We start from the raw sequence: 19242 nt of genomic DNA, 5'->3' as shown, positions 1-19242 counted from the left end.
TCCATGCATCTTTTACTTGCCCAGAAAGGTACGATTAACGACGGCAACGAGGCCATCGATCTTGGCCAGACGCCGGGTGACATACTGTTCCTTTCCGCTGCCGACACCGAATTGGCCAGTCTTGCCCAAGCTAATCAGCTTGTGCAGGGCGGGCCAAGCATACGGCCAAGTCTGAGACTCGCCAATTTCTTGAGTCTCACGCATCCGATGTCGGTTGATAGCTATGTGGAGCGCACGGCGCGCCATGCAAAGCTGATCGTGGTGCGCATCATAGGCGGCGAGACTTACTGGCCTTATGGGCTTGAGGCATTGCATGCGTCCGCGCTTGCGCATGGGGCAAAAATTGTTGTGCTGCCGGGAGATGACAAGCCCGATTATGGTTTGGACAGGTTTTCCAATGTGTCTAGCGCAGAACGCGAGGCGCTTTGGCATTATTTGATTGAAGGCGGAACGGCGAATACGATCGCGTTTCTGAGCTATTGCACTGCCCTGATTTCAGATTCCGAAAAACCGGAAGAAGCAGCACCGCTGCTGAAAGCGGGGCTGTGGTGGCCGGATGATACGGTGTCGTCGCTTGATAGCATCAAACGTCATTGGCCGGATGCAGACGCGCCAGTTGCTGTAATTATCTTTTATCGTGCTCTGGTGCAAAGCGGTCAGACGCAGCCGGTAGAGGCTTTGGTTGAGGGCTTGAAGGCGCAAGGGCTCAATCCGCTACCGATTTTCGTTTCAAGCCTCAAGGACCGGCTGTCTGCTGCCGTTGTGGATGGGGTGTTTGAAGATTGCACGCCGGATATTGTGCTCAATGCCACCGGCTTTGCGATTTCTTCGCCGGGGGCAGAGCGTAAGCCGACTGTGCTTGATAAGCGCGGCAATATGGTTTTGCAGGTGATTTTTTCCGGTACGCCAAAGGCTGTCTGGGAGACATCGCAGCAGGGTCTGCTTGCACGTGATCTCGCGATGAATGTCGCACTTCCAGAAGTTGACGGACGTGTGTTGTCTCGCGCCGTCTCGTTCAAATCTGCGAAGCAATTCGATGCATCGGTCGAAGCCAATATCGTCACCCATGAGCCGGATGAAGGCCGCGTTGCTTTCGTGGCAGAGCTTGCCGCGCGTTGGGTGCGGTTGAAACGCAAGAAATCGCATGAGCGTCGTGTTGCGCTGATCCTTGCCAATTATCCCAATCGCGATGGACGGCTCGGCAATGGCGTCGGTCTTGATACGCCTGCGGGAACGGTTGAAGTGTTGCGTGCCATGAAAGGCGAGGGCTATGTGGTCGGTGATATTCCAGCCGATAGCGATGCCTTGATGCGGGCTTTAATGGCTGGCCCAACCAACGCCGCACGTGACGGGCGTGAAATCCGCGAAACCATTTCGCTTAATCAATACAAGCGCTTCTTTGAAACGCTTCCCAATTTGATTCAGGATGAAGTGACGACACGCTGGGGTGCGCCGGAGAATGATCCCTATTTCGCGAATGAGCTTGATGCCTTTGCTTTGCCGCTTATGCGCTTTGGTGAAACGTATGTCGGCATTCAGCCAGCACGCGGGTATAATATCGATCCGAAGGAAACCTATCATTCGCCCGATCTAGTGCCCCCGCATGGCTATATTGCTTTTTATGCCTATTTGCGTGAAGTGGCGGCGATCGATGCCATTGTCCATATGGGCAAGCATGGCAATCTGGAATGGCTGCCCGGAAAGGCTTTGGCGCTCTCCGAAAACTGCTATCCCGAAGCGGTCTTCGGCCCTATGCCGCATGTCTATCCATTTATCGTCAATGATCCGGGCGAAGGCACACAGGCCAAGCGCCGTGCAAGTGCTGTGATCATCGATCATCTGACGCCGCCTTTGACACGTGCGGAAAGCTATGGGCCTCTTAAAGACCTCGAAGCGCTGGTCGATGAATATTACGAGGCGTCGGGTGTAGATCCGCGTCGCCTCTTGCGGCTGAAAGGCCAGATACTCGATCTGGTGCGTGATATTGGCCTTGATCGTGATGCGGGTATTCATGCCCATGACGATGAAGACATGGCGCTGCAAAAGCTTGACGCCTATCTCTGCGACCTCAAGGAAATGCAGATCCGCGATGGCCTGCATATTTTCGGACTGGCGCCAGAAGGGCGATTGCTTACCGATCTTCTGGTCGCTCTGGCACGTGTGCCGCGCGGCATACCGCTCTCGCTTGGCGGGTTGTCCGGCGATCAGAGCCTGCAAAGAGCAATAGCCCGTGATGCCGGGCTTGGTGAGGGTTTTGATCCACTCGATTGTGTGATGTCTGACGCCTGGTTGGGGCCAAAGCCAGAATTGCTGGTCGCGGCAAGTCCTGCCAGTTGGCGTATAGCTGGCGATACGGTCGAACGCATTGAACTGCTGGCAGCGCAATTTGTTGCTGGCGAAGTTGAGTGCCCGACTGATTGGATTGAGACGCTGGCCGTGTTGCAATGCATCAATACGCATTTGCGGTCCAAGGTGGTGGCGTGCGGTCCTTCGGAAATTGACGGATTTCTATCTGCGATCTCCGGGCGGTTTGTTCCGCCGGGGCCATCTGGTGCGCCGACGCGTGGACGGCCTGATGTGTTGCCGACAGGGCGGAATTTCTTCTCAACCGATAGTCGCGCCGTGCCAACCCCGGCCGCGTGGGAGTTGGGACGTAAATCTGCAGAACTGCTGATCACGCGTTACACGCAGGATCACGGCGAATGGCCGACTTCGTTTGGCTTGACCGCGTGGGGCACGTCCAATATGCGCACGGGCGGCGATGATATTGCGCAGGCCTTGGCGCTCATCGGCGTGAAGCCGGTTTGGGATATGGCCTCACGCCGTGTCACAGGCTACGAAATCGTGCCTTTGGCGAAGCTTGGTCGTCCGCGTGTGGATGTGACTTTGCGCATTTCCGGTTTTTTCCGCGATGCGTTTCCAGAGCAGATCGCGCTGTTTGATAAGGCTGTACGCGCTGTCGGTGCGCTGGATGAAGACGCAGAAGACAACCCCATTGCTGCACGGATAATGGCCGAGCGCGAGCGGCTGATTGCAAGTGGTACGGATGAAAAGACGGCAGACCGTCGCGCAGGCTATCGCGTATTTGGCTCAAAGCCGGGGGCTTATGGTGCGGGCTTGCAGGCATTGATCGATGAAAAGGGCTGGGCTGGGCGCAATGATCTGGCCGAAGCATGGCTGGTGTGGGGCGGTTATGCCTATGGCGCTGGCGAAGACGGACAGGCCGAGCGGGGGCTTCTTGAAGAGCGCCTTCGTTCCGTGCAGGCCGTGGTGCAAAATCAGGACAATCGCGAGCATGATCTTCTCGATAGCGATGATTATTATCAGTTTGAAGGCGGAATGGCCGCGACCGTGGAGAAGCTGACTGGCTCAATGCCTGAAGTTTATCACAATGACCATTCTCGACCTGAAAAACCGGTAATCCGCACGCTGGAAGAAGAGCTTTCGCGTGTGGTGCGTGGACGTGCTGCAAACCCCAAATGGATCGCTGGCGTGATGCGTCATGGGTATAAAGGCGCGGCTGAAATTGCTGCCACTGTTGATTATCTCTTTGCCTTTGCGGCTACGACCGGCAAAGTCGGCAATCATCATTTCGAGGTGGTCTATCAAGCCTATATCGTTGATAAGGCCGTGCAGGATTTTATGCTGGATAAAAATCCTGCGGCGCTTGCCGAGACAGCCGCAAAACTCAATGAAGCGATTGAGCGTGGTTTCTGGGCGCCGCGTTCTAACTCGGCGCGGTTTGAGTTGGGAAATCTTATGAAACTGATTCCAGAAAGGGTGCTAAATGGCTGAGAAATCTGCAAAACTTCTTTCGATGACGGAAGAGGAGCTCAATGCCCGCCACGCAGATAAAATGCGCAAGAAGAAGGTTGCACGCGACAAGATACAGGCCACCAAGACTGAAGAAAAAGGGCTTGTGATTATCAATACCGGCAAGGGCAAGGGCAAGTCGACGGCTGGTTTTGGCATGGTTTTCCGCGCGCTTGGCCATGGTATGAAGATAGGTATTGTTCAGTTCGTCAAAGGTTCATGGGATACCGGCGAACGTTGGGTGCTGGAGAAGTTTCCCGAGCAGGTGACGATTTCTGCGCTTGGCGAAGGCTTCACGTGGGAAACACAGGACCGTGTCCGCGACATTGAAATGGCGCGCGGTGCATGGGAGCAGGCCAAGGCGATGATCATGGATGAAAGCTATGACATGGTGTTGTGCGACGAACTCAACATCGTGCTGCGTTATGATTATCTGCCCGTTGAGGAAGTGATCGATGTGCTGAACGCCAAGCCGGAAATGAAACATGTCATTATCACTGGCCGCAATGCCAAGGATGAACTTATCGAAGCGGCAGACCTTGTCACCGAAATGGAAATGATCAAACATCCGTTTCGTTCGGGCGTGAGAGCACAAAAAGGTATCGAGTTCTGATTATGGTAGCGAGCTGGCAATTCTGGGCATTGATGTCGGCAGTCTTCGCGGCATTGACCGCGATTTTCGCGAAAATCGGTATTCAGGGCATCAATTCAGATTTTGCCACACTGGTCCGTACGCTGGTCATTATCGGTGCATTGTGCCTGTTCCTGACCATCACCGGACAGTGGCAAAAGCCCGGTGATATTTCCGCAAGGTCATGGCTGTTTCTTGTGTTGTCGGGCTTAGCCACCGGCGCGTCATGGCTTGCCTATTTCCGCGCCTTACAGATTGGTGATGCAGCGCGCGTTGCACCCGTCGATAAACTTTCGGTGGTGCTTGTTGCGCTGTTTGGTGCTGCCTTTCTTGGCGAGCGCATGACGGCCATCAACTGGTTTGGCATTGTGCTAATCGGCTGTGGCGTCGTTCTCGTAGCGTTGCGGGTTTAAAGGCCAAGCCATTGGCGTAGAGGATTGGTTCCGTCCATCAGCAGACGAACCGCGAGTGCTAAACTGACGACAATCAGCAATGGCTTGATGATGCGGGAGCCGATCTTCATGGCAAGGCTTGCGCCAATCTGCGCGCCTATGAACTGCGCAATGCCCATGCAGATGCCGATTTTCCAGTTGATGACGCCCACAAGTGCAAATGTGGCGAAGCCGCCGACATTGGATGCGCAGTTAAGTAGCTTTGTGTGGGCGGTGGCTTTCAGGACGCCAAAGCCCGCCAGCGCCACAAATGCCAGCATGAAAAACGAGCCCGTGCCGGGGCCGAACAAGCCATCATAAAAGCCGATCAGCGGGACAATTGTAACGCCAAACAGAAATGGGCCGATGCGACGCGCGCGGTCGACGTCGCCTAAGCTTGGTTTCACGGCAAAATAGATTGCGATGGCAATCAAGAGCATTGGCAATGCAGCACGCATGATATCGACCGGCAGCACCGTCGCCAGCAATGCGCCAAAGATTGAGCCAATGAGCGACGCGAGAGCTTCCGGCCATAGCTCCCTGATATTCACGTGCCCCTTACGGGCATAAGCGATTGTTGCGGACGACGATCCAAACAGACCTTGCAGCTTGTTTGTCCCGAGTGCTTCAACAGGTGGAATGCCAGCTAACAGTAAAGCCGGGATCGTAATCATCCCGCCACCGCCTGCGATAGAATCGATGATGCCCGCAATAAAAGCGGCCATTGTCAGAAGGAGCGTTAAGGTGTCGAAGAATTCAAGCATGGGGGATTCCGGGATGAGATGGCGCAACATAGAACAGACAATCCTGTTGCGCCAGCCGGAGTGCGACATAGAGCATTTCTGGATTAAAGCATTTCCAGCAAAAAGTGCGAAGCGGTTTTGCGTTGGATAATGCGTAAAAACAAACAGTTATAGCGGTTCCAACGATTCAGTCTTAACTGGAACCGCGGTAAGTTTACTCATTATACCAAGGCGGCTCAAGATGCTGACGCATCACGCCTTGGAAATGTTCAATCGCCACACGGGCTTAACCAAAGTCCGATGAGTCTTACTCAATGAACTTTGATATTAGAAATGCTCTATCTATTTGTTTTACGCACATCTCGGTCCGAAAACCGGTTCCCACTTTTCCGGATGTGCTCCAGGCGTTTCCGAAAATCCTTGGCTGTTGCATCGTGACGCTTGCGTTGTTTACTGGTTCGGGCATCATTAGAAAAAGTTGCTACTGCATAATTTAAACTGTTAGAGCTGCCTTTGTGCGCCCAACAGGCGCGTGACGCTCTGATGCAATACGGGAGACGGTAGTCCATGAGTGAAAGCATTTTCGAACGCATCTCTGCGTTTCTCAGCAAAAAAAGCGCTGTGCAGCGTGTGGCCGAAGATCCGGCTCTCGCTTCGGAATTGCTTCTCCTGCTTCATGTGGTGTTCGCAGATGGCGACCGTCATCCAGCAGAAATCGCAGCTTTCAAAGCGATTGCTTCAGAGAGTTTCGGGATTTCGGCAGAGGAATTGCCGGAAGTGACTGAGTATCTGAAGGATTTCGGATATGAAACCACGACAAAGCAGGCGGCCAGTATGTTGGCTGAAATGGCACCTGAGCGCCGTGCTTCCTTGCTGCGCGATCTGATGAGAATTGCCTGCGCCGATAACCATATTGATCAATCTGAAACTGCAATGATCAAGCGTATTGCCGATGTTCTTGGCGTCACGGCTGATGATTTGCGTCAGGCGCAGCAAGCATCGCCCTGTGGCCTCTGACGCAACGCGCATTTTTTTGGGAATGGGCAGCTCCTCGGGTGTGAACCTTGAGGAGCTTGTTTCATTGGCGGACAGTGTTCTAGCGGCTGTAGGCGTTACAAAGCCCGATATGATTGCAACACTGGACACGAAACGGCGTGAGCCGGTGTGGCTGGCTCTTGCCGAGCATTACGGATGTAGTTTGCGGTTCTTTGCTGCAGCTAGGCTCGAGGAAGAAACATCTCGGATCAAGAACCCGTCGAAAGTGCCTTTCTCCGCAGTCGGTTGCCATAGTGTAGCGGAATCGGCCGCACTGGCTGCCGCCGGGCCAGAAGCTGTGCTTATGGTTGAAAAGACTGTAGGTGGCCGTGTCACCGCAGCGTTGGCGGCGACACGAGCCTAAAGCATGTCGCAGTTAAATGGATTCATTTGAGCCCCCCGCGAACATGCGACAATTAAACGAATCTAGAGCGAGCGCCATGGGTGCGATCAAGCGCGATACACTCGAGTTAAAGCGGCTCCAGTCAAGACTAGCTCGTCGGAACCGCTCTAACTATTTGTTTTTACGCGTTATCCTAAGCAAAACCGCTTCGCACTTTTGCTGGAAATGATTTAATAATCACACTATTTCGGCTTTGCGGCGTTGCACGATGTAAGTTGCAATGGTCGCAAAGATTAGCAGAAGAGCCGTTGCTACGATCACTGCGACATAAGCATTCTCAAAAGAGGACGCCGCAAGTTTGGTCAATAAGCTTGCGTCTTCAGGTGGCAATGATTGTGCCGCCAGCAATGCCTCATCAAGGCTGTCACGAGCGATGATCGGGATATTTCGGCCTGCCGGCAGTACGAGGCTTGCCGTGTAGAATGCCGAAAGAATGGTGCCGAAAATCGTCACACCCAGCGCATTGCCGAGTTCGAATGATACTTCTTCGACAGACGCTGCCATACCAGCCTTCTCTGCAGGCGCATTCCCCATGATAGAGGACGATGCACCGGTCATGGCACAACCGACGCCAAAACCGAGAACGGCCAGTCCCGCAAGATAGAACGGGGTGGAGAGCTTATAGGTCAGGATATAGATCACCACGCCAAGCGCTGTAATTCCAAGCGATGCCCACAATACCCTACCTGCGCCAAGGCGCGGCAATTGCATGCCAGCAATTGGACCGGCAACGAAAGCAGCCAGCGGGATAGGCAGGATAACAAGGCCAGCTTGCAAAGGGGACATGCCCTCGATCAACTGCATGCGCTGGCTGAAAACGAGTTCCATACCAGTCATTGAACCAGATGCGACAAGGGCCGCGAACACGCCCATTGAGAATAGCTTCGTCTTGAACAGTGAGAAATCGATCAGCGGTTCTGCGCTCGTAAGCTGCCTGCGGACGAAGACCGTCGTGGCGATAAGGCCAATGACGAGGGCTGCTGCGAAAATTGTCATGGATGCATCGCGCTTGGCGAGTTCCTTGACGGCATAGGTGAGCGCGATCAGGCCGATCATGATCTGGATCGAGCCGACGAGGTCCCATTTGCGCTTTGAGCCAAGTGGACGATTTTCAAGGTTGAAGGCGGACAAAGCGAAAGCCACCAGAACAACGGGCACGTTGATCAGGAATACTGAGCCCCACCAGAAATATTCGAGCAGAACACCGCCCGCGACAGGGCCGATGGCTGCACCACCCGAAGCGATTGCAGCCCAAATACCGATTGCAAGCGAGCGTTCTTTCTCATCAGTAAAGGTCAAACGAATGATCGACAGCGTGGCTGGCATCATCATTGCAGCACCGCAGGCAAGGAATGCACGGGCAGCGATCAGGACTTCGGGATTGGGCGAATAGGCTGCGCAAAGCGACGCAAGGCCAAACACGGCCAGACCATTCATGAACATGCGCTTGTGGCCGAGCTTATCGCCCAGCGTGCCGAGACCTGGCAAAAGGCCAGCCACCACCAACGGATAGATATTCATGATCCAGAGCTTTTCCGAAGCGCTGGCCGCCAGATCATGGGTGAGGCGTGGCAGTGCCGTGTAGAGGACCGTCATATCGACAACGATCAGGAACAACGCGCTGGAAACGATTGCGAGAACGAGCCAGCGATTTTGCGGCAACATCGAATTAAACCTTTTCAATACGAGCGTATTCAAACTTGTCAGGGTGGCTGACATAATATAAATCCGCTCGTATGGAAAGTAAGAAATTGCAAAAAACTGGCCGTCCGCGTTCGATTGATCGCGACCATGTGCTGGATATGGCCGAAAAGATTGTGACAGAAGGCGGTATCGTCGCGCTGACTATGGATGCCGTCGCGCAGGCATCTGGTGTCACCAAGGGCGGTGTGCAGTATTGCTTCGGCAATAAGGATGGGCTTCTGAAAGCGATGATCGAACGGTGGGGCGATCGGTTTGATGATCAGGTAACAGCCCGCAAGCAGAATAAGAACGACGCGATTTCCCACATAGCGGCGCATATCGGCATAACCCGCCAGAGCAATGCTGAAGACGATTCCCGCTTTGCGGCGATGATGGCCAGCCTTATTCCAAATACTGAGTATCTCAATGAAACCCGTGCCTGGTATCGTAAGCAATGGGACGGTCTTGATGTGTCGACACCGGAAGGGCGCAAAGCCCGTCTTGCCTTCATTGCCAATGAAGGTGCGTTTTTGCTCAGGAGTTTTAACTTCTTCGAGCTGACGCAGGAAGAGTGGCAGTCGATCTTCAATGATATTGAAGGGCTTTTGCCAAAAAACACCTGAAAGCAATTGACTTGTCTGCCACCTGACAGGCATTCGAAATGCCTGAATAGAGGAATAAAGTGTGACAGTTCACTTCATTGGAGCCGGCCCGGGTGCTGCCGATCTTATTACCGTGCGCGGTTTGCGATTAATCGAAAGCTGCCCGGTCTGCATTTATGCAGGATCTCTGGTGCCAAAAGAAGTGGTCGCCTCAGCTCCCAAAGATGCCCGTCTGGTTGATAGCTCAGCACTTACGCTTAATGAAATCATCGCCGAAATAGAAGCGGCGTATGCAAAAGGTCATGACGTTGCGCGGGTCCATTCCGGTGATCCGTCGATTTACGGCGCGATGGCCGAACAGATGCGCAGGCTTGATGCGCTTGGGATTCCCTATGATGTCACGCCGGGTGTACCTGCATTTGTCGCGGCTGCGGCCGCGATGAAGCAGGAATTGACCATTCCAGAAATCAATCAAACTATTATTCTGACACGCACGTCGGTAAAATCTTCCGCCATGCCGGAAGGCGAGGATCTCGCCACACTTGGCAAATCTGGCGCGACTTTGGTCATTCACCTGTCGATCCGTAACCTTGCGAAGATCGAAACGGAGCTGACGCCGCTTTACGGTTCTGACTGTCCAGTGGTCGTTGCATATCGAATTGGGTGGCCAGACGAGCAGATTTTGCGCGGAAAACTGTCTGATATTGTGGCGAAAGTGGGGCTTTCTGGCGTCAAAAGAACGGCGATGGTGTTCGTCGGGCGCGGACTTGATCCAAAGAATTTTCGCGATTCAGCGCTTTATAATGATGCGCATAGCCATATTGCGCGATCAAAGCTTGAGGGCTGAGCGGGTAAAAGCTACGGCCTCTTCAATCGTCGCAATAACAATTTTGGCTGCGACTGGCGGGCGGGCAATCATCATGACAGGCACTGCGAGATCGCGCGCTGCTGTGATTTTGGCATAGGATATGCTGCCGCCGGAATTGCGGCTGACGATAAGGCCGATCTTACGTTCAGTCAGAAACTGCTTCTCTGCTTCATAGTTTCCGGGTTTTGTCAGAACGATTTCGCAATCTTTTGGCAGCGCCACTTCTGGCGGATCGATCATCCGGATGACAAAATGAACGTCGTTCCGATCAGCAAATGGCCCGATATGTTGTCGCCCCAATGCGAGAAATACGCGCTCGCCTGCCGGGATCAGCATTGCTGCCTGCGCTTCACTTGAAATATCAATCCAGTTATCGCCGCTCTGTATTTGCCAGGCAAGGCGTTCCAGCCTTATTAGCGGAACATCTGCTGCCTTGGAGGCTATGACTGCATTTAGCGAAATACGCGTCGCATAAGGATGCGTCGCATCGATAATGAGATCGATGTGCTCTGTTGCAAGATAGTCTGCAAGACCTTCTGCGCCGCCGAAGCCGCCAATCCGAACCGTGCCATTGATTGCAGCGGGGTTCGCCGTGCGACCCGCTAATGAAGTGATGGCATCGACGGGGAGGGCCTGTAATGCGGAAGCAAGCTTTGAAGCCTCTGCCGTCCCGCCAAGAAGGAGTATCTTAGAGGCGGGCAAGGATCGTCCCCTTGCGGTCCGTCACGATGATTTCGACTTCAACGGGTGCACCGCGTAAGGTTTCGAGTGCTGTTTCTTTGGCTTTTTGTGCGATGGGTGTCGCCATGTCGATGTCGATTGCTTGAGTCAATTCAAGCACTTCCATTGCAGTGTTGGCAAAGAGAATCCGATCCTTCATGTCCTCCGCAGCACCGGCCTTTTCGGCGATAGTCCACAGGAAGCTTTTGTCGACCTGCGAGCGCGATGAATGAAGATCGAGCGCACCCTGCGCAAGCTTTGTAAGCTTGGCAAAGCCACCGGCAATGGTAAGTTTATCGATAGGGTGTTCGCGCAGATATTTGAGCACGCCGCCTGCAAAGTCGCCCATATCGAGAATGGCAAAATCGGGCAGATCGTAAATGGCCTGCGCTGCATCTTCCGAAGTTGAGCCCGTCGCGCCAAGAACGTGTTTCTGTCCTGCCGCACGCGCAACATCAATGCCGCGATGGATCGAATGAATCCATGCCGAGCAGGAAAATGGATGCACAACACCGGTTGTGCCGAGAATGGAAATGCCGCCAACAATCCCGAGGCGAGGGTTCCACGTCTTTTGGGCAATCTCTTCGCCCCCCGGAACAGAAATCGTAATGACAAGATCGGCTGGCAGGCCATATTCCGCACAAATCTGCTCACAAATTTCTGTCATCATGCGGCGCGGAACGGGATTGATAGCCGCTTCGCCCGGCTGAATTTGCAGGCCCGGCCGCGTAACCGTGCCAACACCTTCGCCAGCCCGGAACAAAATACCGGTGCCGGGTGGGGCAGGGAAAACGGTGGAGATGATTGTGGCGCCATGGGTGACATCGGGGTCGTCTCCCGCGTCCTTGACGATGCCTGCCATGGCATAGCCATCACCAAGACCTTCATAGGCAAGCTGAAAATAGGGCACGTCGCCTTTGGGCAGGATAATGCCAACCGGGTCAGGGAATTCGCCAGTGATGAGCGCTGTCAGAGCTGCCTTTGTGGCTGCAGTGGCGCAAGCACCTGTCGTCCAGCCGCGACGCAACTCGGCTTTTTCTGGTGCTTTATTCGTTGGGGCGGTTTCATCGTTCATGGACGCCTTATAATGTATCTGATAGCTGTGCCGCTAGTGGATTGAATTTGACGTTTGTATTCCGACCGAAATAATTGCCGTATCAAACGTCAAATTCGAAAAATCCACTAGATTCATAAAGATGCTAGTGGTCCTTAACATTCCGAAAGTTGCTCAGTGCCAGCAACTGAGGCATGCAAGTTTCGTAATTAGACAACTAGAGAGTGTCGCGTTTAATCGCACCCATGGTGCTCGCTCTAGATTCTTTTAATTGTCGCATGTTCGCGAATGTTAAATGAATCCATTTAACTGCGACATGCTTTAGATAGAATTATGGTTGATAAGATGAACAAGCGTGAACAAACGACTGCTTGCATTGTTTCGAAGAGCAAAGTGAACTTGCCTTCGATGCAGGCAGGGCATGTCTGGCTTGTCGGAGCTGGTCCCGGCGATCCCGGATTGCTGACACTTCATGCTGTCAATGCACTGCAACAAGCCGATGTAATCGTTTATGATGCGCTGGTCGATGATGCCTGTCTTTCGCTGAAGCGAGATGATGCACTGATCGAATATGCAGGAAAACGTGGAGGAAAGCCTTCGCCGAAGCAGCGTGATATTTCGCTGCGATTGGTTGAACTTGCTAAGGAAGGCAAGAAGGTCTTGCGCCTGAAGGGTGGCGATCCTTTTGTTTTTGGGCGTGGGGCAGAAGAGGCGCTGACACTTGTTGAGCATTGCGTGCCCTTCCGCATCGTCCCCGGCATCACTGCGGGTATAGGTGGTCTAGCCTATGCAGGCATTGCCGCCACGCATCGTGATATCAACCAGTCCGTCACCTTTCTGACAGGGCATGACGCCACCGGATTGCTGCCTGACCGCATTAATTGGGAGGGCATTGCGCAGTCCTCTCCGGTTATTGTTATGTATATGGCGATGAAGCATATCGATCTCATCACATCGCGGCTGATAGCTGCCGGGCGCTCACCTGATGAACCGGTAGCCTTTGTTTGTAATGCCAGCTTGCCGGAACAGGTGGTTCTGGAGACAACACTGGCAGGCGCCGTTGCAGATGTGGAAGCGGCTGGCCTTAATCCACCTGCAATCGTCGTTGTGGGTGAAGTTGTGCGATTGCGCTCTGGCCTCGATTGGCTCGGTGCTGAGGGCGGGCGTCAACTCATAAGTGATCCGCTTCATCTGAATCACGAAAAGCGTGGAGTGCAAAGCGCATGAATGGCTTCATGATTGCAGCCCCGGCATCGGGATCGGGTAAAACAACCATCACGCTTGGTTTGCTGCGGGCGCTCAAGCGGCGCGGCGTGTCTCTTGCTCCCGTCAAGGCAGGACCGGATTATATCGATCCTGCCTATCATAAGGCTGCGAGCGGGGCAGAATGCTTTAACCTTGATCCATGGGCGATGCGGCCTGAACTTATCAGCGCGCTTTCTTCGCGTATGACCGAAGGTGGCAAGCTGCTTGTTGCTGAAGGCATGATGGGGCTGTTTGATGGGGCTATGGATGGCAAAGGCTCGTCTGCTGATCTTGCAAAAATGCTTGATCTGCCGGTGGTGCTGGTCGTGGATTGTGCAAAACAATCGCATTCCATCGCGGCGCTTGTTTCCGGATTTAGCCAATTTCGCAAGGACGTGTTGATAGCTGGTATCGTGCTGAACCGTGTGGGCAGTGCGCGTCATGAAATGATGCTGCGCGAAGCATTGAAGCCGCTTGGCATTACCGTTCTGGGTGCGATTCCACGCGATGAGGCACTCGTTTTGCCCGAACGCCATCTTGGGTTGGTGCAGGCAGGCGAACATGCCGACCTGGAGCGTTTTCTCGATCACGCTGCTGATGTTTTGGAGACGCGCATCGATTTTGCGGCTCTGACGCATATCTGGTCAGCGCCGAAACGTCATGCGGCGATGGCCAATGTGCCACGTCTCAAGCCATTGGGCAGCCGAATTGCAGTAGCGCGTGATGATGCATTTGCTTTCGCCTATGCGCATCTCTTTGAAGGCTGGCGCAGGCGTGGGGCTGAGATTTCGTTTTTTTCGCCGCTGGCCGATGAAGCACCGGATCAAAATGCCGATGCGATTTATCTACCCGGCGGCTATCCCGAACTTTTTGCGGGCAAACTGGCTTCTGCGAAAAACTTCCAGCTGGGCATGAAGGCTGCGGCAACGAAGGGCGTTGCAATCTATGGCGAATGCGGTGGCTATATGGTGCTCGGTGAAGCGCTGGAAGACGCTCAAGGCATGAACCATTCGATGCTCGGGCTTTTGCCGCTGGATACAAGTTTCGCCCAAAGAAAACTTCATCTTGGCTATAGATCGCTCACGCCGCTTGCCGGTTCGCCTTGGCAAATGCAGCTCAAGGCACATGAATTTCACTATGCGTCGATTGTCCGTGAAGGTGATTCAGAGCGACTTTTCAAAGTGCGCGATGCAGCGGGCGAAGATCACGGAGAGGTGGGCTTACGTGTTGGTTCCGTTTCGGGCTCATTCATGCATGTAATTGATTTCAGCGGAGATGATGCGTGAACACGCATATTGAACATGGCGGTGCGCTGGATCGTGCTATTGCGCGCTTTGGTGGCAAAGCCGAAGAGTGGCTTGACCTTTCGACAGGCATCAATCCTGAACACTTTCCTCTCCCGGATTTCACGCCAGCCCTGTGGAACCGATTGCCGGATGAGGGGCTTCTGCAGCGGGTTCTCGTGTCGGGACAGCGCTACTACAGTGTTGCGGATGAAGCGCCTATTGTGGCTGCGCCGGGAACACAGTCGCTTATTCAGCTCATTCCGACGTTACTCGAACCTTCAACTGTCGCTATTTTAGGCCCGACCTATCAGGAACATGCTGCTTCTTTTAAAGCCACGGGCTGGAAGGTGGTCGAATGTGCGACGCTCGAAGATATTCCGCACGACGCGCGCGTTGTCACAATCGTCAGTCCAAACAATCCAGATGGACGAATTATCGCGCGTCCCGATCTGCTTGAGCTGGCAATGAGACTTGGCGAGCGCGGTGGTTTTCTCGTTGTTGATGAGGCTTTTGCTGATCCGCATGTCGAAGTCAGTGTTGCGGCCTATGCTGCTACAGCACCGATGATTGTGCTGAAGTCTTTCGGCAAGTTTTTCGGCCTTGCGGGCGTAAGGCTTGGTTTCTTGTTGTCAAGCGCGAAGATCGTGGAGAAGATAACTGAGCGGCTTGGTCCATGGGCGGTATCTGGACCGGCACTGGCGATAGCCGAACATGCTTTTGAAAGCGATGCGGCGTTAAAAGACTTTCGTGCGCGCATTGATTGGCGGCGGGCGGAGCTTGCCACCGTCCTCACGCGATGCGGTTTAAAGGAAGTGGGTGGCACAGCACTCTTCGCTTTGGTTGCGCACAGCGATGCTCATGCGATTTATGACGCCCTTTGTGGAAAACATATTCTGGTACGAAAGTTCGCCTATGCACCTCAATGGTTACGCATTGGACTTGCTGCCGATGAAGAGGCATTCGCGCGTCTGGAGCAGGCATTGCGTGAGATTCTGTGCTTGAAAGATTGATTCAGGGAAGTCTTGCAAGACTATGGAAATAAAGCTGATTGTTCTTTCATTAGCGCTTGTTCTGGATCGCATCGTCGGCGACCCGCCGCAACTTTGGCAAAGGTTCACGCACCCGGTCGTATTGTTCGGAAAAGCAATCAGCTGGGGTGAAAAGCGCTTTAACAATAATCACCTTTCGGTTGAATCACTGCGCCGCAACGGCATGTGGCTTACAATCGGGTTGGTGGCTCTTTGTGTGCTAATCGGATTGGCAATTGAATATTTTTTGCCTTTTTTGGGCAGCGCTGGCGCATTGATTGAGATTGTCATCGTTGCTGTGTTTTTGGCGCAAAAGAGCCTAGCCGATCATGTGAAAGCCGTGGCGAATGGTCTGCGTGAAGACGGTATCGAAGGTGGCCGCAAAGCGGTTTCAATGATTGTGGGGCGCAACCCTGAACAGCTTGATGAAGGTGGTGTCAGCCGGGCTGCGGTTGAAAGCCTCGCTGAGAATGCGTCGGATGGCATTGTTGCGCCTGCGTTCTGGTTTCTCATTGGCGGGTTGCCGGGTCTGTTTGCCTATAAGCTCATTAACACCGCTGACTCGATGATTGGCCATCTGAACGAACGCTATCGTCATTTTGGACGTTTCGCAGCGCGCCTTGATGATGTGGTGAACTATATTCCCGCGCGGCTGACTGGCTTGTTGTCTGCTTTGGCTGCTGCATTCACGCACAATAGGCAAACGGGAAAGCGAGCTTTTGCTGTGATGTGGCGCGATGCGCGACTGCATCGTTCGCCGAATGCCGGCTGGCCGGAATCGGCTTTTGCTGGTGCGCTTGGATTAGCGCTTGCTGGTCCCCGACAATATGGGGCAGAGAAGGTCGAAGGGCCTATGCTCAACAGCGACGGTAAGCGCGACGCGAATGCCGAGGATATCGACGCGGCGATTCAGTTATTCTGGACAGTGATGAGCCTGATGACAGGGCTCTTGATCATCGCGAGCCTGATCGGGCTGATTAGTCAGCTGATATGAACTGTGTTCCATCATAGCGTTGCAGACGATTGGGATTGTCTGTCCGCATACCATTACCATCAAAATTGAGCGTACCAAGCGATGTCTCGAAAGAATTATCGCGCAAAATATCGATCAAAGGCTGCTTCTGGTCCGTCGCCTGTCTGATGGCCGCTTCTGCAAGTTCAATCGTGGCAAATCCGTTGATTGAATAGGCTTCAGCTAGTTTTCCAGCCTGATTGATTGCATCGACGGCTGTTTTTGCGGTCGAAAGATCTTGCGGCTTTAACGGCGCGATCATCAATGTGTCAGCGCTTAAAGGCTGCGTGCCTGGTGCAGCATTCAAAACACTGCCACCCGCGATCACCAGCGGATATTTAAGCGTCGTAGCGCTCGCACCAATGGCTGCAATATCATCACGCTCTCCGCCGACATATACATGCGTCGCGCCCGCACGGCGCAGACGGGCAACGAGTGCATTCTGGTTTTCGAGACCCGGTCGATATGTATCGGTAAAAACCGGCTGAAGCTGTTGTTCCCTGAGACTGGCCAGAACATGAGATGCGCGTTCACGGCCTTCAATCGTGCCGTCGTCAATGACGGCGAAGGGCTGGGAGCGCCAGAGGCTACCTAAAAAGCTACCCGTGGCGCGCGTTTCTTTATCCAGACCTGTGGTCAGGCGAAACACGGGGAGCGGAGTGGAAGAACGCTTTTCTGTCAGCGTTAAGTCACTGACACCGGAGGTAATGACGGGAATGTTGCGCCGGTTCAATAAAGGCAGCGCCGCTTCCAATGCTTCAGAGCAAAGGAAGCCAGTGGCTATCTGCACATTGTCTTTAATGAAGGTTTCTGCAGCCGTTTTACCACCTTCAGCATCACAGCGATCATCCGCGACGACAAGTTCAGCATTCTTGGCTGTTGCCGCCACACGTGCACCATCGACGAGCTGATTTCCGAGTGGAACAAATCCACCGCTCAGAGGCGCTGCAATTCCAATGCGTATTACTGTTGAATTTTCCTGCGCCATGGTCGGCAGGCAAAGCATCGTGAAAGCCGATAAGGCCGTAGCAAATATCTTCGTGAAGTTGTGCATGCGCAATTCCGGGCGGAGAACCGCTTTATGTTTTCCCGGTAATGGCACTGGTTTGATCACGCGATTTATCTTCTTCAAACATTTCATGGCTAATTGAACGAAAAGTGGGTAGCGGTTTCCTCGCCTTTGTGCAATGCCCGTATATGTATACAGGTAAACAGACATTGGTCTGCGGAAGCCTGTCAGACAATACGGATGCTTGCTGACGTGCAAACAGATAAAAACATCATCTCAAATACTATGCCGGTAGAACCGAAGACTTATCGTGATGCGATGAGCCATTATGCGGGTGCGGTACAGGTTGTAACCACTGCCGGTTCTGCAGGAAGACGTGGACTTACTCTGACCGCTTCCTGCTCGGTCTCGGATAATCCGCCGACCGTTCTGATCTGCTTGCAGAAGACTCATGAAGAAAACCAACTGTTCATCAAGAACGCCGTGTTCGCGGTCAATACGCTGGCTGGATCGCACCAACAGCTTGCAGATGCATTTTCGGGCCGTATCGGTCTTACGCAGGATGAGCGCTTTGAGCTTGCCGCGTGGGACGTTCTCGCGACAGGCGCGCCAACGCTGATAGGTGCATTGGCTGTTTTCGACTGCCGCGTTATTAGCGTTCAGGATCATTCCACACATCACGTCCTGTTCGGTGAAGTGGTGGGATTGCGCTCGAATGCGGACGAAGAGGCTCTGATATATCTCAATCGTCGTTATCATACGCTTGAGCTTTGAATGTGCTTTTTGGGAGGGGCAATGCGCAAACGTGTAGGAATAGTTACAGCGTTTTTACTGGTATTTTCCAGTTCGGCGTATGCGCAAGGTCCGCTTCCGCCTTTCAAAGACAATTATTTTGCCTATCCGGGTGTGTTGAGCAGCGCTGATAATGGCGATTATAAAGTCATTGATTACAACGAAATGCGCGACATCAATGGTCGCGATGCCGTTCCCGAAAAGCGCGTGAAGGATGCCTATGTTTCGCTGAAGGCGCGGGCCTATCAAAAAGATCTCACGTTTCAGACCGCTGCTGGTCCGGTAAAGGCGATGGCGGCCGGAAAGCAGCAAGGTGCGGCTTTTATCGTCATTTATCTGCATGGACGCGGCGGTAATCGTCTGCAAGGCATGAATGATTTTACCTTCGGCGGTAATTTCAACCGCGTGAAGAACTTAGCCGCACTCAATGGTGGGCTTTATTTGACGCCGGACTTCAAGGATTTTGCGGCTTCAGGCGAGGCGCAGATCGCGGGACTTATTGAAGCTGCGAAGGCAATGTCGCCATCCGCGCCGCTTGTTCTTGCATGTGGCTCACAGGGAGGTGCACTTTGCTGGCGGATCGCTTCGAATGATAAAGCGGCTAATCAGCTTTCTGGCCTGATCCTGTTAGGATCATTATGGGACAATGATTTTTTCAAATCACCTGCATTCAAGAAGCGTGTGCCGGTTTTTTTTGGACATGGCAGTCGCGATCCGGTTTTCGCAATCGACAAGCAGGAAGCTTTCTATCGGGATATACGCAAGAAAGCGCCGGGTTATCCGGTGCAGTTTCGTCGTTTTGAAAGCGGAAACCATGGAACGCCTATCCGCATGAGCGACTGGCGGGAGATGTTGAACTGGATATTCACGAAACAATGATGACGCTG

General features: G+C 53.4%; 18 protein-coding genes. 13 read left to right on the top strand and 5 right to left on the bottom strand.

Going from position 1 to position 19242, the window contains the following annotated elements; all coding sequences use genetic code 11:
• Positions 1–3: 3 nt before the first annotated feature.
• Genes cobN through OIV19_RS07800 form a run of 3 tightly spaced genes read left to right on the top strand, consistent with a single transcriptional unit; the run spans position 4 to position 4857 of the window.
• Complete coding sequence (cobN, locus tag OIV19_RS07810; RefSeq protein WP_264231133.1) at positions 4–3795, top strand: cobaltochelatase subunit CobN; 3792 nt, start codon at positions 4–6, stop codon at positions 3793–3795.
• Entirely contained in the window at positions 3788–4426 is a 639-nt protein-coding gene (gene cobO / locus OIV19_RS07805) for a cob(I)yrinic acid a,c-diamide adenosyltransferase (protein WP_095446873.1), read from the top strand. The genes cobN and cobO overlap by 8 nt, the downstream gene beginning before the upstream one ends.
• A 2-nt stretch (positions 4427–4428) precedes the next feature.
• Entirely contained in the window at positions 4429–4857 is a 429-nt protein-coding gene (locus OIV19_RS07800; RefSeq protein WP_095446872.1) for an EamA family transporter, read from the top strand.
• Here OIV19_RS07800 and OIV19_RS07795 read toward each other — a convergent pair.
• Entirely contained in the window at positions 4854–5639 is a 786-nt protein-coding gene (locus OIV19_RS07795; protein WP_095446871.1) for a TSUP family transporter, read from the bottom strand. The two genes, OIV19_RS07800 and OIV19_RS07795, sit on opposite strands and share 4 nt — an antisense overlap.
• Positions 5640–6185: 546 nt before the next feature.
• On the opposite strand from OIV19_RS07795, the gene OIV19_RS07790 reads away from it, so the two are divergent.
• Positions 6186–6635 (top strand): tellurite resistance TerB family protein, encoded by a 450-nt coding sequence (locus OIV19_RS07790; RefSeq protein WP_095446870.1) that lies wholly within the window; start codon positions 6186–6188, stop codon positions 6633–6635.
• A gap of 22 nt (positions 6636–6657) precedes the next feature.
• A complete protein-coding gene (locus tag OIV19_RS07785; protein ID WP_264231132.1) occupies positions 6658–7017 on the top strand; it encodes a cobalamin biosynthesis protein in 360 nt (119 codons plus the stop codon).
• A 216-nt stretch (positions 7018–7233) separates the two neighbouring features.
• Here OIV19_RS07785 and OIV19_RS07780 read toward each other — a convergent pair whose 3' ends face one another.
• The gene (locus OIV19_RS07780; RefSeq protein ID WP_319637589.1) at positions 7234–8775 is read right to left on the bottom strand and encodes an MFS transporter; all 1542 of its coding nucleotides are present in this window, start codon (positions 8773–8775) and stop codon (positions 7234–7236) included.
• A 32-nt stretch (positions 8776–8807) separates the two neighbouring features.
• On the opposite strand from OIV19_RS07780, the gene OIV19_RS07775 reads away from it, so the two are divergent.
• Together OIV19_RS07775 and cobM are read left to right on the top strand one after the other, a co-directional pair.
• Positions 8808–9362: a TetR/AcrR family transcriptional regulator gene (locus OIV19_RS07775; RefSeq protein ID WP_264231131.1), complete on the top strand. Its 555-nt coding sequence runs from the start codon at positions 8808–8810 to the stop codon at positions 9360–9362.
• A 61-nt stretch (positions 9363–9423) separates the two neighbouring features.
• A complete protein-coding gene (cobM, locus tag OIV19_RS07770; RefSeq protein WP_095446867.1) occupies positions 9424–10188 on the top strand; it encodes a precorrin-4 C(11)-methyltransferase in 765 nt (254 codons plus the stop codon).
• On the opposite strand, the gene OIV19_RS07765 is transcribed toward cobM, so the two are convergent.
• On the bottom strand, positions 10171–10911 hold the full coding sequence (locus OIV19_RS07765; protein WP_264231130.1) for a cobalt-precorrin-6A reductase: 741 nt from the start codon (positions 10909–10911) through the stop codon (positions 10171–10173). The genes cobM and OIV19_RS07765 overlap by 18 nt on opposite strands.
• Positions 10898–12004, bottom strand: a complete 1107-nt coding sequence (locus OIV19_RS07760; RefSeq protein WP_095446865.1) for a cobalt-precorrin-5B (C(1))-methyltransferase — start codon at positions 12002–12004, stop codon at positions 10898–10900. The genes OIV19_RS07765 and OIV19_RS07760 overlap by 14 nt, the downstream gene beginning before the upstream one ends.
• A 324-nt stretch (positions 12005–12328) precedes the next feature.
• Here OIV19_RS07760 and cobA point away from each other — a divergent pair, with 324 nt between their 5' ends.
• The 4 genes from cobA to cbiB are packed head-to-tail and all read left to right on the top strand — an operon-like array spanning position 12329 to position 16536.
• The gene (cobA, locus tag OIV19_RS07755) at positions 12329–13210 is read left to right on the top strand and encodes a uroporphyrinogen-III C-methyltransferase (RefSeq protein WP_264231129.1); all 882 of its coding nucleotides are present in this window, start codon (positions 12329–12331) and stop codon (positions 13208–13210) included.
• Positions 13207–14514, top strand: a complete 1308-nt coding sequence (locus OIV19_RS07750) for a cobyrinic acid a,c-diamide synthase CobB (protein WP_264231128.1) — start codon at positions 13207–13209, stop codon at positions 14512–14514. The genes cobA and OIV19_RS07750 overlap by 4 nt, the downstream gene beginning before the upstream one ends.
• Positions 14511–15524 carry a threonine-phosphate decarboxylase CobD gene (gene cobD / locus OIV19_RS07745; protein ID WP_264231127.1) on the top strand — a complete coding sequence of 338 codons (1014 nt, stop codon included), beginning with the start codon at positions 14511–14513 and terminating at the stop codon, positions 15522–15524. The genes OIV19_RS07750 and cobD overlap by 4 nt, the downstream gene beginning before the upstream one ends.
• 22 nt (positions 15525–15546) lie before the next feature.
• Positions 15547–16536 (top strand): adenosylcobinamide-phosphate synthase CbiB, encoded by a 990-nt coding sequence (cbiB, locus tag OIV19_RS07740; RefSeq protein WP_264231126.1) that lies wholly within the window; start codon positions 15547–15549, stop codon positions 16534–16536.
• Here cbiB and OIV19_RS07735 read toward each other — a convergent pair.
• Complete coding sequence (locus tag OIV19_RS07735) at positions 16520–17773, bottom strand: branched-chain amino acid ABC transporter substrate-binding protein (protein ID WP_498831031.1); 1254 nt, start codon at positions 17771–17773, stop codon at positions 16520–16522. The genes cbiB and OIV19_RS07735 overlap by 17 nt on opposite strands.
• Positions 17774–17815: 42 nt before the next feature.
• Between OIV19_RS07735 and OIV19_RS07730 the strand changes: the two genes are divergently transcribed.
• Both OIV19_RS07730 and OIV19_RS07725 read left to right on the top strand, forming a co-directional pair.
• A complete protein-coding gene (locus OIV19_RS07730) occupies positions 17816–18337 on the top strand; it encodes a flavin reductase (protein WP_264231125.1) in 522 nt (173 codons plus the stop codon).
• Between the two features lie 21 nt (positions 18338–18358).
• Positions 18359–19234: an alpha/beta hydrolase gene (locus tag OIV19_RS07725; RefSeq protein ID WP_264231124.1), complete on the top strand. Its 876-nt coding sequence runs from the start codon at positions 18359–18361 to the stop codon at positions 19232–19234.
• Positions 19235–19242: the final 8 nt, after the last annotated feature.

This window comes from Brucella sp. HL-2, from assembly GCF_025846885.2.
GTDB classification, from domain to species: domain Bacteria; phylum Pseudomonadota; class Alphaproteobacteria; order Rhizobiales; family Rhizobiaceae; genus Brucella; species Brucella quorumnocens.
The sequence above is the reverse complement of the archived record's forward strand: the minus strand, read 5'-3'. Positions and strand labels throughout refer to the sequence as shown.

Excerpts from the sequence above, each read along its gene's own strand:
- cobN (WP_264231133.1), top strand. The coding sequence starts at position 4 with ATGCATCTTTTACTTGCCCAGAAAGGTACGATTAACGACGGCAACGAG.
- cobO (WP_095446873.1), top strand. The coding sequence starts at position 3,788 with ATGGCTGAGAAATCTGCAAAACTTCTTTCGATGACGGAAGAGGAGCTC.
- OIV19_RS07800 (WP_095446872.1), top strand. The coding sequence starts at position 4,429 with ATGGTAGCGAGCTGGCAATTCTGGGCATTGATGTCGGCAGTCTTCGCG.
- OIV19_RS07795 (WP_095446871.1), bottom strand. The coding sequence starts at position 5,639 with ATGCTTGAATTCTTCGACACCTTAACGCTCCTTCTGACAATGGCCGCT.
- OIV19_RS07790 (WP_095446870.1), top strand. The coding sequence starts at position 6,186 with ATGAGTGAAAGCATTTTCGAACGCATCTCTGCGTTTCTCAGCAAAAAA.
- OIV19_RS07785 (WP_264231132.1), top strand. The coding sequence starts at position 6,658 with ATGGGCAGCTCCTCGGGTGTGAACCTTGAGGAGCTTGTTTCATTGGCG.
- OIV19_RS07780 (WP_319637589.1), bottom strand. The coding sequence starts at position 8,775 with ATGTCAGCCACCCTGACAAGTTTGAATACGCTCGTATTGAAAAGGTTT.
- OIV19_RS07760 (WP_095446865.1), bottom strand. The coding sequence starts at position 12,004 with ATGAACGATGAAACCGCCCCAACGAATAAAGCACCAGAAAAAGCCGAG.
- cobA (WP_264231129.1), top strand. The coding sequence starts at position 12,329 with ATGAACAAGCGTGAACAAACGACTGCTTGCATTGTTTCGAAGAGCAAA.
- OIV19_RS07750 (WP_264231128.1), top strand. The coding sequence starts at position 13,207 with ATGAATGGCTTCATGATTGCAGCCCCGGCATCGGGATCGGGTAAAACA.
- cbiB (WP_264231126.1), top strand. The coding sequence starts at position 15,547 with ATGGAAATAAAGCTGATTGTTCTTTCATTAGCGCTTGTTCTGGATCGC.
- OIV19_RS07735 (WP_498831031.1), bottom strand. The coding sequence starts at position 17,773 with ATGTCTGTTTACCTGTATACATATACGGGCATTGCACAAAGGCGAGGA.
- OIV19_RS07725 (WP_264231124.1), top strand. The coding sequence starts at position 18,359 with ATGCGCAAACGTGTAGGAATAGTTACAGCGTTTTTACTGGTATTTTCC.